This is a genomic window from Marinimicrobium agarilyticum DSM 16975 (assembly GCF_000423345.1).
GTDB lineage: Bacteria > Pseudomonadota > Gammaproteobacteria > Pseudomonadales > Cellvibrionaceae > Marinimicrobium > Marinimicrobium agarilyticum.
The window spans coordinates 256,538-268,538 of the sequence record NZ_AUHU01000005.1 but is presented as its reverse complement, the minus strand read 5'-3'; the positions used below and the strand labels follow the sequence as shown (position 1 = coordinate 268,538).

At 59.0% G+C, this 12,001-nt stretch carries 5 protein-coding genes and 1 riboswitch; of the genes, 1 reads left to right on the top strand and 4 read right to left on the bottom strand.

Features of this window, described 5'->3' with window-relative positions; genetic code table 11:
• Positions 1-3: 3 nt before the first annotated feature.
• From cobO to G547_RS0106390, 4 genes are all read right to left on the bottom strand, one after another.
• A complete protein-coding gene (gene cobO, locus G547_RS0106405) occupies positions 4-624 on the bottom strand; it encodes a cob(I)yrinic acid a,c-diamide adenosyltransferase (protein WP_027329134.1) in 621 nt (206 codons plus the stop codon).
• Positions 625-637: 13 nt separating this feature from the next.
• Positions 638-2,527, bottom strand: coding sequence for a TonB-dependent receptor plug domain-containing protein (locus G547_RS0106400; protein WP_245573379.1), 1,890 nt, complete (start codon positions 2,525-2,527; stop codon positions 638-640).
• Positions 2,528-2,670: 143 nt separating this feature from the next.
• A riboswitch (cobalamin riboswitch) is annotated at positions 2,671-2,839 on the bottom strand.
• A gap of 47 nt (positions 2,840-2,886) precedes the next feature.
• A complete protein-coding gene (locus G547_RS0106395) occupies positions 2,887-3,771 on the bottom strand; it encodes a 3-keto-disaccharide hydrolase (RefSeq protein WP_027329132.1) in 885 nt (294 codons plus the stop codon).
• Positions 3,772-3,880: 109 nt separating this feature from the next.
• A complete protein-coding gene (locus G547_RS0106390; protein ID WP_036187405.1) occupies positions 3,881-5,980 on the bottom strand; it encodes an MltF family protein in 2,100 nt (699 codons plus the stop codon).
• Positions 5,981-6,195: 215 nt separating this feature from the next.
• Between G547_RS0106390 and G547_RS0106385 the strand changes: the two genes are divergently transcribed.
• Positions 6,196-11,997 (top strand): Ig-like domain-containing alpha-2-macroglobulin family protein, encoded by a 5,802-nt coding sequence (locus tag G547_RS0106385; protein WP_027329130.1) that lies wholly within the window; start codon positions 6,196-6,198, stop codon positions 11,995-11,997.
• Positions 11,998-12,001: the final 4 nt, after the last annotated feature.

Sequence of the window (12,001 nt, the reverse complement as noted above, 5' to 3'; positions counted from 1 at the left end):
GGCTCAGTAGTCCACACCCTGGCGGGCCTTGATACCCGCTCGGAAGGCGTGCTTGACGTCTTTCACTTCGGAGACCGTATCCATCAGCTCCTGCAGGGCGCTGCCGCCGCCGCGACCGGTGACCACCACACTCTGCTCGCTCGGACGGTCCTTGATCGCCTGCAATACCTTTTCTTCGTCCAGGTATTTGTAGGCGATCATGTAAGTCACCTCATCCAGCACCACCAATTGGTAGGCCGGGTCCTTCAGCATCGCCTCGGCCTGAGCCCAGGTGCGCTCCGCCGCCGCGATGTCGCCGCTGCGATCCTGAGTGTTCCAGGTAAAGCCCGTGCCCATCTGGTAGAGCGTGACCTGGGGGCACTGTTCCCGCACATAAATTTCTTCGCCGGAGAGCTGCTCACCTTTGATGAACTGGACCACGCCCACTTTGTGGCCATAGCCCAGCGCGCGCATCACCATGCCGAAGGCGGAGCTGGATTTGCCCTTGCCGTTGCCGGTCAGCAGCAGCGCGATACCGCGCTCCTGCTGTGCCTCGGCAATACGGGCATCCACTTTGGTTTTCTGCTTTTGCATGGCGGCTTTGTGCCGCTGTGCTTTTTTATCCTCTTTTTCATTCTCGGTCATGGTGTTGGCCTTTTCAGAAAGTGAATTCCACGCCGGCGTAGCCAGCGGCGCCGGACGTATTGTAGTAACCGGTCAGGTTGTTGTTGCCGTCGTAACTTGGCACCTCCACGTAGTCTTCATCCAGAATGTTTTCGCCGCGCACGTACACCACGATACCCTCGACCACCTGGTAGCGAACGTTCGCGTTCAGTACCTCATAGTCCTCAATTTTGATATCGCCTTCGTAACGATCGCGAGACGTGCGCCAGTCGAGGGCGACGGTCCAGTCACGCGTGGGGGTATAGCGTACACCAATGTTCGCCAGATGCTCGGGCTGGCGCGAACGGGGGCTGCCATCCTCGGCTTCGGCATCCACATAGGTGTAGTTGGCGTTCAACTGCCACTGATCGGAAAGGGGCCACTGGCCGATCAATTCCAGACCACGGGATTCGCTGCTCTGCTCGCTTTGCAGATACCCGGAGTAGCTCACCAGATCAAAATAGAGTTCATCATCAATGGTCTGATCAAACAGAACCGCCTCGAGATGCGTGCCATCACTGCCCAGATACTCTATACCAACGTCCACCCCCTGACTTTCCTCTGGGGCCAAAGCGGGAAGTTCGGCACCGTCTGAAGAGCGGTTATAGTCGATTTCAAACAGACTCGGGGCGCGAAAACCCGTCCCAACGCTGGACTTGAGTTTCACCACACCGTGGCTCATTTTGGGAAACAGGTAAGCAGCGCTCACCCGGTAGCTGGTGTGCCCACCAAAATCTTCGTTGTCGTCCTGGCGAATGCCCGCGGTCAGATAAACGCGCTCGTGGTACGCCCCCTGATACTCCAGGTAGGCGCCCTGTTGCTCCCGCTCCAGCTCGTTCACTTCATCCTGACGATGTTCGGCGCCGTACACCAGGGCATGCGTTTTGTTCAATGCCACATTGCCGTTCAGTTCCCACTTGGCGATGGTGCCTTCGGTATCGTAAGACACCTCGCCAGAGGCGTAGTTGGTGCGTTCCACATCGGTTTTCGAGTAAGCGATTGTGTTTTCACCGGCCGCGTTCTGGTGAGTAATGCTGCCACGCAGGTTTTGTTGATCAAAGTAACCCACACAGTCCTGAGGGTCGGCACCAAAGCATTTATCGAACTGGGAGGTGGAGTCGGTATCCCGAACCACCAACTGAGCACGCAGCTCCGGGTCAATATTCCAGCCGCCTCGGGCGTGAACGGTGGTGTTTTCGTAGCCGTCGTCATCCAAGCCACCAGCCTCCGCGACACTCGTATCGACAAACGCGTTAAAGCCGTCGGTGTCGACCTGAGCGGCAGAGAGGTAGAAGTCTCCCCGCTCGCCACCGCCACCGATAAAGCCGGCGGTTTTGCGGCTGTCATAACGGCCCGCCTCCAGGCTGACGCCGGCTTTGGAGCCCTGGGTGATGTGGTCGGTGGTAATGTTCAACACACCACCGGCGTCGGCGCCGTACATCATTCCCTGAGGGCCGCGCAACAATTCCACCCGCGCCACGTTGCTGTTCAATACATGTTGAATCTGTGCACTGGGCTGAGTGCTGGTGGGGTCAGAGATGTCCACACCATCGACCCGGACCAGGGTGCGGTGCCCCTCCTCGCCGCGAATACGGATCGAGCTGGCCTTGCCCATGCCACCGGTATTGACAACGGATACTGACGGCATCGTACGCAACGCATCGACCAGGGACGGCGTACCCAGGGTTTTCAGTGCCTGCTCATCCAGTACCGAGACCGAGCTGCCGACCTGGCGCAACGGGGTTTCTGTACGAGAGGCAATGACCACCAGGACTTCATCCGGGGCCTTGCCGGAGACCGGCGTGGTTTCGAGGGTTTGCGCCATAACGGGCGCGGCAGTGCTGACAGCGAGAATCGCTGCCGATAGAAAAGACGGTTTGAACACAATTGTTCCCCTATGTTTTTCGAAACGAACATGGGGAGGGAGGAATAGCAAAGCGACTCGGCAGGGGCGTCAGCCCACGGCGCGCGAACAATTGCCGGATGGTAGCCCTCCGCTCCATCTCAAGACGCCGTCCCCTGAAGGGTCGGCGACGGCGACAAACGGCCGGTATCGGGCTGACAAGGATCGCGAAGAAGCGACGCTTGATCACCGTTGCGGGGGCAGCGCTGGATCGTCCAGACTTCCCGTTTAACCCACTCAGCACCCCGGGGATGGTTTCCGGAGGCAGTGGGCACCGTGTGTCGATGGAGCGCAATGTAGGCGAGCGGCGCGTTAAAGTCAACGCGCCAACGAATGGCTACCTACTTAAAGTAGGCGTGGTACTCCTCGGGGATATCCCCGATGGGCTGCCATTCAATACGTCGGTAAAAGACCTCGCCCGCTTCGCTCTGAAGCACGACCTGCCCCTGGGTCAACGGCGCGGTTCCGGATTCGGTGGGATAGGACGAACCACTCAGCGCCATCACGACTTCGCCATTGACGATGTGCAGGCTTTTGTCTTCGAAGGTGATCAGCTCCAGGGTATTCCACTCGCCAGTGGGCTTTTCGTTGTTGTGGCTGGCACGGCAGGTAATGGGCCCTTCGTCTCCGCCAAAGGTTTTCACAGGCGCCTTGGGATCATATGTGTGGGGCTGCTCCTCGCCAGCGGAGACGCACCGGATATCAATTTGGGAGTCCGCGATTTTCCACCAGTCGCCGGTCAACCCCTCCACACCCTGCTGCACAATCTGGAATTCCTGGGAGCGCGGCCAGGCTCGCCAGTAATCCACGCCATGCTCGCCCATGCCGTGGTAGAGAATACCGGTATCCAATGGCAGTTCCTCACGGGGCGGCCACTTCTGCTCGCCCCACTTGACCTGCATTCGAAGCCGGTAATTGCCGTAGTCCTTTCGGGTAAAGAGGCCCCCATATATCTCCCCGGAAATGCGCAGAACCGGTTCTCCGCTTTCGGTGCTGACACTGAAAATATTCCAGTCGTCCCGATCATAGCCAACCGGTTCGAGGTACTCCCCGTCATCAGAGCGCTCAAGGTTGGCGACGGGGGTGCCCGGATTGGGGTACCCGAGATAGGTGCGCCATTGGCTGAGTTCGGCATCCAGCAGCGGTTGCCATTGGGCGGCCGCGGCCAGAGGGCCAAGCAGAGTCAGGGAGAAAAGCGTAAGGGAAAGTGTACAAAACCTTGTCATAGAACCGATGCCTTGCCGAGTGATGGGTCGACGCTTTTGGTCGCGCCTTGTGGTTAACGCGACCAATAATACCCGATCACCCGGCCAGGGGCATCTGCTTTGGCGACACTTACTGCTCGGTCAGACGGACATAGGCCCGGTAACGATCGCGAATATGGCGAACATAATTCACCGGCTCCTGTCCGCGAACAAAACCGAAACGGGCGTGCTGGTAATATTTCCGTTGCGAGAGCAACAGCATGGCTTCCTCCACGTGGCCAAACCACTGGTCCGGGTCCCAGCCTTTCTGGTCGGCCAGCCGGCGAGCGTCACGCACGTGGCCCACGCCGGCATTGTAGGCCGCCAGGGAAAACCACATCTGCTGCTCCACGGGCAACCGGTCCGGAAACCGGTAGCGCAGCCATTCCATGTATTTCACGCCCGCATGAACGCTGACTCTGGGGTTGTCCAGCGGGTAGAGGCCAAGCTCCTTGGCGGTGCGGGGCATGACCTGCATCAACCCCTCCGCACCGACCCAGGAAACCGCCTCGGGGTCGAATTCGCTCTCCTGGTACATCTGCGCCAGAATCAGGCGCCAGTCGAAGTCATACTGCTCACCGTAGACTTTGGCCAGATCATCCCACTCAGAGAAGGATTGCCCCTCGGCCAGATCCACCCGCCCTTTGCGATGGGCCTGAATGCGGGAGTCGTCTTCAAAGTAACGTTGGTAAAAAATATTGTAATGCAGCCCCCGATACTCTTTGTCCCAAAAGTCATCGATAGCCTCGAGCAACTGCAGATTGTTCTGGCGAACCGCCCATGAATGACTGATGGGCTCACCCAGGGAAAGCAGGCCAGTGATGTCGTCACGCCAGGTCAATTCGGATTGCAGAATATGGCTGTCCGCGATGGTCAGATCAAACTCGCCCGTCGCAACCCGATCAATAATCTGCTCGGTTTCCATATCATCCGGCACCGCCTTCAGGTCCACATCGATACCTCGCTCCCGCAGTGCCTCGGCGGTGTCCCAATAGCTGCTGGAGCGGCGCAGATGCAAGGTGCGCCCGGCCAGGCCTTCAACACTTTCCAGGGCCGTCTCATCGGCCTGCCCCACCACGGTTTCCGTGGCGTAGTGATAGGCGCGGGAGAACGCTACCTCCTGGGCGCGTTCCTCGGTACGGGTCATAAACGCGGCGATCATATCGCCCTTGCCCTCGCGCAACATCGGGATCATCTCATCGTGACTGTCGGGCACCACCATTTGCAGGCGCACACCGAGACGGTCGGCGAACCGTTGCGCCAACTCGTATTCAAAACCCACCAGCTTGCCGCGGTACAGGTAATAAGTGGCCGCGTTGTTGCGGGTGATCACCCGCAACACCTTGCGCTCAAGAATGCCCGGCAAATCGTCGGTATGCGCGTCAATTTCGGAGCGGGTCAACCGCTCACGGGTCAGAAAACGGTTCAGCTCGGCGAGCAGTTCCGGGTTGTCCGGGCGCACAGCCCAGGCCAGAGGGCGCCGCTCACCCAGGGCAAAACGCGTCTGCACATCGTCCCGATAGGTGCGCACGATCTCCATGACGTTGCTGTCCTGAAGGGCGAAGTCGTATTGACCCTTGATCAGTCCGTCCAGCACATCATCACTGGTCAGCGTCGAATCCAGCGGCACAATCTCAATGCCTTCCCGGTCCGCCAAGCGAGCCTGCGCCAGTTCCCAAAAACTGGTACCGCGCATTACGCCCACGGAATGCCCGTCAAGGTCGGCTACCCCCGCTACTGCTGGCCCCTGCGAGCGACCGACGATCACTTCCCGCGTTTGATCAATACCCAGAGTGAAACCGGCCCGCTTCGCCCGAGACTCGGTAACCGTGAGGTTGGCGGCCACCACGTCCCCTTTACCTTCGAGCAGCGCCGTCAGCAGGTCACCGTAATGGGTGACCGGGACCAAAACCGGCTCCATTCCGTGCTCGCGGGCGAATCGTTGCGCCATCTCCCGCTCGATATCCAGGGGATAACCGGCCCTGGGCAGGTAGTTGTCCGCGTACTGATGAACCAGTATGCGCAATTGCCCCCGCTTCTTCAGGGCATCCATGTCGCCCCGTTCCACATAGCTGGACGAAGCCCCCGGCAATGTCACCTTGTCGCCAGACTGGCCGGATGACGGCGAGTCCGGGCTACAGCCCAGCAGCAGCCCCAGTGACAGGGATAACAAAAGCAGAAAAAAGCGCATGATGTCCTCTTTGAACCGGTGGTAATCCGAAAGTGTCTACGTACAGTGTATCCTTGCAGACCAGCACAACACCAATGACGCCATGACGACTCACAAGAACATCATGACCGATCACAAAAATGGATCACCCTGGAATTGATCACAAAACGGCTCGTAAAATCGATTGTAAAAATTGTAAACGCCTGTAAAACGCCTGTAAAAAAAAGGAACGGGAAATGAAGCGAATCGCCTCTGTATGGACTATTCCCTCCATAGCAGTATTACTGACCTTCACGCTCGGCGGTTGTCAGCAGGCCGAGACTGACTCATCCGAGGCGCTCTCGCCAGAGGCAACCAATGCCTTGCTCAACCAGCTTCCACCGATAGCGACGCCTGACACCGCTGAAGCGCAAACGCCGAGCGACACCGCTCCCCCGCCTTCACCGGAACAATCCGCCAAGCCGGCGTTCCCCGAGAAAAAAGCCCCGGTGGCGGACACCTCACAACCTCCGACAATCGAGCGTTTTACCCCCGAAGGCGAAGTCGACCGCGCGGCGATGATCAGCATCACCTTCTCCCAGCCAATGGTGGCCGTCGGTAGCCATGAGGAAAGTGGGAAAAAACCGCTTCCCATCTCCATTAAACCGCAGGTCGAGGGCCAATGGCGCTGGCTGGACACCAAGAGCCTGGTGTTTGAGCCGGACGCCGAGGCCCTGCCCATGGCCACCGAATATACCGTGTCGGTGGCCCAGGACATCACTTCCGTCAATGGCGACAAGCTCAGCGATCCCGTTCAGTGGCAATTTGCCACGGCGCCTCTGCAGGTGACCGGCTTTTATCCCGAAAGCGACGCTCCGACATCAAACAAGCCGGTACTGGTTCTGGTCTTCAACCAGGCCATCAATCCGAATGCGGTGCTGGACCAGTTGGTGTTGACGGGAGATGGGCAACGTTATGCGCTGAACCAAGCGGATGAGGCCACCCTCACGGAAAATCACAAAGACGCCAAACGTTTTACTGACTCCCTGGAGGAAGAACATTGGCTGGCCGTCACGCCCAGTGAACCGCTGCCCTGGAATCAGAGCTTCTCCCTTGAGCTGAAAGCCGGCGTTCCCGCTAAAACGGGCCACCGACTGAGCGCCGACGCTCAACGCCACCGCTTTAAAACGGCCGGCCCACTGCAGTTCGATAACGTCAGTTGTGGCCACAACGGATCCTGCAATCCCGAAAGCGGGATTTCCGTGAGCCTGAGCCATGGCCTGGCGGATGACTGGGATAGCTCGCTGTTTACGGTCTCGCCCGAAGTGGAAGACCTGAACGTCAACCACCATGGTAATCACTTTTATCTGAATGGTTCGTTCAAACCGGAGACCGAATACACCCTGCGCTTAAAAGCCGGCACCAAAGACCGTTTCGGTCGGGTGCTGGAAAACGATCTGACCACAAACGTACAGGTAGGCGACTACCCACCGGGATTCACCCTGCCGGGCCATGAATTTATTACCGTACCCAGCGGCTCCGCCTCTCTGCCGGTAATGAGTCGCAATATTCAAACACTGAATGTGGAGCTGCGTCGGGTCACCCCGGAAGACTGGCAGGCATTTCAGGACTACCGTGAGCAGTACCGCCGGAGCAACGATCGAGAAGCTTTGCCCAAACCCGGGGATCTGATTGAAGAGCGTACAGTGACGGTTGAGCCCTCGGAGACCACCTACACGCGGACCGACCTGTCGTTGAAAAAGGGGCTGAATGACGCCGACTTTGGACACGTACTGGTCTTTGTCAACTCACCGGAGGCAGAAGCCTCTCCGGCTCAGTTTCCACGGTACAACCCCGCTGCCATGGGGACTTGGGTGCAGGTTACCAACCTCAGTATCAGCAGCTACACGGAGCCTCACCGCTTCACGGCGTGGGTGACCGACTTGTTAGATGGCCACCCGATAAACGGGGCCGAAGTCAGCCTGCAGGCACAATCAGGACAAACCGACGAGCACGGCCTGGTGGAGCTTTCGCTCGGCGATTCAGAAAATACCGAGACATTGAAGGTTATAAAAGACGCGGACCAGGCCCTTTTTCCCCAAGCGGGCTATCGCCGCTATTCAATGCGAGAAAACAACTACTACCGCTACCCGACCTTTGTCTTCACGGACCGGCATCTATACCAACCGGGCGAAACGGCCCATTTCAAGGCGCTGTTGCGCGAGCGGACAAGTGGAACTGATGGGGACATTCGCCACCCGACCGATGTCACTCACATCGAATGGACAGCCTACGATGGGCAAATGAATGAGCTAGAGAGCGATAGAACACCCATCAGCCCGGAAGGAAGCGTCGATATCACCCTGCCGATTCCGACGAATGCCGACTCGGGAATGGGCGAGTTGGAATTTACTCTTCTCAGCGGCGACGAAACCATTGAGGGTTATGAGTGGTACCACCCCTTCATGATCGAAGAGTTTCGTCGACCGGAATACCAGGTCAGTCTCGACTTCAGTACCGATCAGTATGTGACTGACGAGCCACTGAGAGCCACCGCCAGTGCGAGTTATTACTCGGGCGGCCCCTTGCCCAATGCCCCGGTGGAGTGGCAACTTTCCCTGGAAGCCTCGCACTACGCTCCACCCGGCTGGGAGGCTTATCGCTTCGGGCGCTCGCAACCGATCTGGGCCAGAAGCTTTTGGCCAACTCCAGCCGAAACCGTTTGGGAGCAGTCCATCAGCGGTCAAACCAATGCCGCCGGCGAACATACCCTGACGCTGGCTCCCAATACCAACGTCAATCTTTCTGAACTTTTCTACGCCCACAGCCTGAGCGCCACCGCCAACGTCACCGACGTCAATCGCCAGCAATGGAGCGCAAGCGCAGAGACGCTCATTCACCCCAGCAAGCTTTATGTCGGGCTGCGCACGCCCTCCTTGTTCGCCAAAGTCGATGAGGCCGTGACCGTCGAGTGGGTCACCGTCAATATCAAAGGCAAGCCTGTCAAAAAGAGAAATCCGGCCGTCAGTGTCGAGCGCCTTGAATGGAAGGACGGCGATTGGGTTGCCGTTGACACCGCCGCCTGCAAACCCAACGCTGAGCGTTCGGGTTGTGAGTTTGTACCGGAGGAAAGCGGCCAATACCGGGTGACCGCGAAAGTCAGAGATTCAGAGGATCGGGAAAGCCGCACGCAGATGACCCTCTGGGTCGCCGGCGATGCCCGCGATGGTTTCCCCACGCCCGAGGAAGGCCCGGCAATCAAACTGATCCCGGACCAGGAAGAATATTCCCCGGGCGAGACCGCCAGAATCCAGGTGCAGACCCCGTTTGCGCCGACGGAAGTATTGCTGACCGTGCAAAGGCAGGGGTTGGTGGACCTGCAATATCATCGATTGGATGATGGCCTCTATACCTTCGAGGTTCCCATCAAGGAGACGTCGATACCGTCATTAACCATCACCGCCGAAGCCATCGGAGGAACCCCCGATAACGGAGAACTTCCACAATCCGCTTTTAAGGAGCTGTCACTTCCGATAAGCACAGAGAGCCGGAAATTGACGGTGAGGGTGCAACCGGAGAACGCGTCGCTAAAACCCGGGGAAACGGCGACCGTCGACATTACCGTAACCGATGGCAAGCACTCACCCGCCAGCGGCGCGGAACTGACGTTCTACGCCGTCGACCAGTCGGTGCTGGACCTTGCCGGCTACGAGCTTCCCTTGCCGCTCGAGGCTTTTTACTCAAACATTGAGGACGGAGTGAGCGAATACCGTTCAAGGAGTGACGCCCTAGCACTGCCGCCCAACCCTTCTCCTGAATTAGCGGAAGAAGTGATGGTCAGTGGCGCGCGAGCAAGTACCGATATGAGATATGAAGCGGCCGTGCCTAAGGCGCAAGCCAAGTCCACCGCTGCTGTTCGCTCAAACTTCAGCCCTCTGGCCACTTTCGAGTCCACCATCAAACTGGACCAGCAAGGCAAAGCGACCGTTTCGTTCGAGCTGCCCGACAACCTGACCCGGTATCGTCTCATCGGTGTGGCCCATACCGAACAACAGTTCGGCACGGGAGAGGCGACCCTCGAAGTCGGGCTGCCCCTGATGGTTCGCCCCTCCCTGCCCCGGTTCCTCAACCTGGGGGACAAGGCCGAGCTGCCGGTGGTGGTGCAGAACACGACCGACCGACCCATGACGGTTGAGCTCGCCGCCCGTGCAAGCAACCTGACACTCACCGGCGCTCAGGGCCGGCGACTGACCATTCCCGCCAACGACCGCAAAGAGGTACGCTTTACGGCGCAACCCCTGCAGGTGGGCGATGCGAACGTTCAGGTGATTGTGCAATCGGGGCAACATCAGGACGCCGCTGAGATCACCCTGCCCGTTCAACGGCCAGCCACCTCCGAGGCGTTTGCGCAGTACGGCAGTCTGACCGGCGGCAATGAGTTTCTCCAGGTGGCCGTACCCGATAACGTCTACCCCGACTTCGGGGGCCTGAAACTCACCACCAGCAGCACACAATTCCAATCCCTGAGCGATGCCTTCCTGTACTTGCTCGAGTATCCCTACGGCTGCTCCGAACAAATTGCCTCGCGCTTAATGGCCATCGCCTCGCTGGAAGATTTACTGCAAGCGTTTAACGCCGATGGCTTACCGGACCAAGAGGCCATCAACCAAAGCGTCGGCGATATTCTCGCCCGCCTCGAAGAGCTCCAGAATCAGGACGGTGGCTGGGGCTTCTGGACCCGCAACGGGGACTCCCAGGCTTATCTGTCCGTGCATGTCACCCACGCCCTGCTTCGCGCCCGGGAAGCGGGCTACGACGTGACCGAGCCACTGCTGACACAAGCCTTACGCTACACCCGCACAGCGGGCGACAATCTTCCCAAAACCATGGAAGCGCAACCGGCCACCAGCATCAAAGCCTACAGCCTCTATGTTCAATCCCTCGCGGGGGAACCGACGGGCAAGGCCGCCGTGGCACTCTTTGAGGGGACGGAAGAGGAAAGCCTGAGCATCGAAGCGATGGGCTGGTTGCTGAGCGCGGCGGTGGACCATTCCCCGGCTCAACCCATGCGCACTGAGATTCTCCGTCGCCTCAACAACCAGCTTCGGGAAACCGCTGCCACGGCTTCGTTCGTGGAAGACTACAACACCGGCGGCCACTGGGTTCTGCACGGCAGTCGCCGCACCGATGCGGTCGTGCTCGACGCCCTGCTCTCGACCCAGCCGCAGAGCGATCTGATCGAAAAGCTGTCCCGGGGCCTGCTCAACGATCGTCGCAACGGTCACTGGGGCAACACTCAGGAAAACGTATTCGCGTTATTGGCGCTCAAGCAGTACTTCCTGGCAAGAGAAAATGTGGTTCCCGATTTCACGGCCCGCGCCTGGCTGGGCGATCAGTTCCTGGGAGAACAACACTACCGGGGCCGCGATACGCAGACGCACAGCCAGCAGGTTCCGATGAAAGAACTGAAAAGCGGAACCACCAGCCCCACACTGGCACTGCAACACGAGGGGCAAGGCCGTCTCTACTATCGCGTTGGAATGGAATACGCCCCTGAGGACCTGCAATTGGAAGCAGCTCGTCACGGCTTCCAGGTCGAGCGGCACTACGAAGCCATCAACGAGCCGAGCGATGTCACCCAGACCAAAGACGGCACTTGGGAAATCAAGGCCGGCGCCGCGGTGCGGGTCACCGTCACCATGACCGTTCCCGCCCGTCGCCACCATGTGGCCCTGACCGATCGCCTACCGGCCGGTTTCGAAGCGCTGAACCCGGCGCTCGAAACCACCGCTGAGATGCCGGACCGTACCCGGTTCATGGCGCAGACGCGGACGCGTTACTGGCAACCCCACTGGTACCAACATCAACAGTTGCGGGACGATCGTGCCGAAGCGTTCAGCACCGAGGTAGAAGCCGGAGTCTACGAATATGAATACACCGCCCTGGCCACCACGCCCGGGGAGTTCGTGGTGCCCCCGGCAAAAGCCGAAGAGATGTATCGACCGGAGACTTTTGGACGCTCGGCCACTGGCAAAGTAAGGGTTCTGGAAGCGCCTTGAGCCA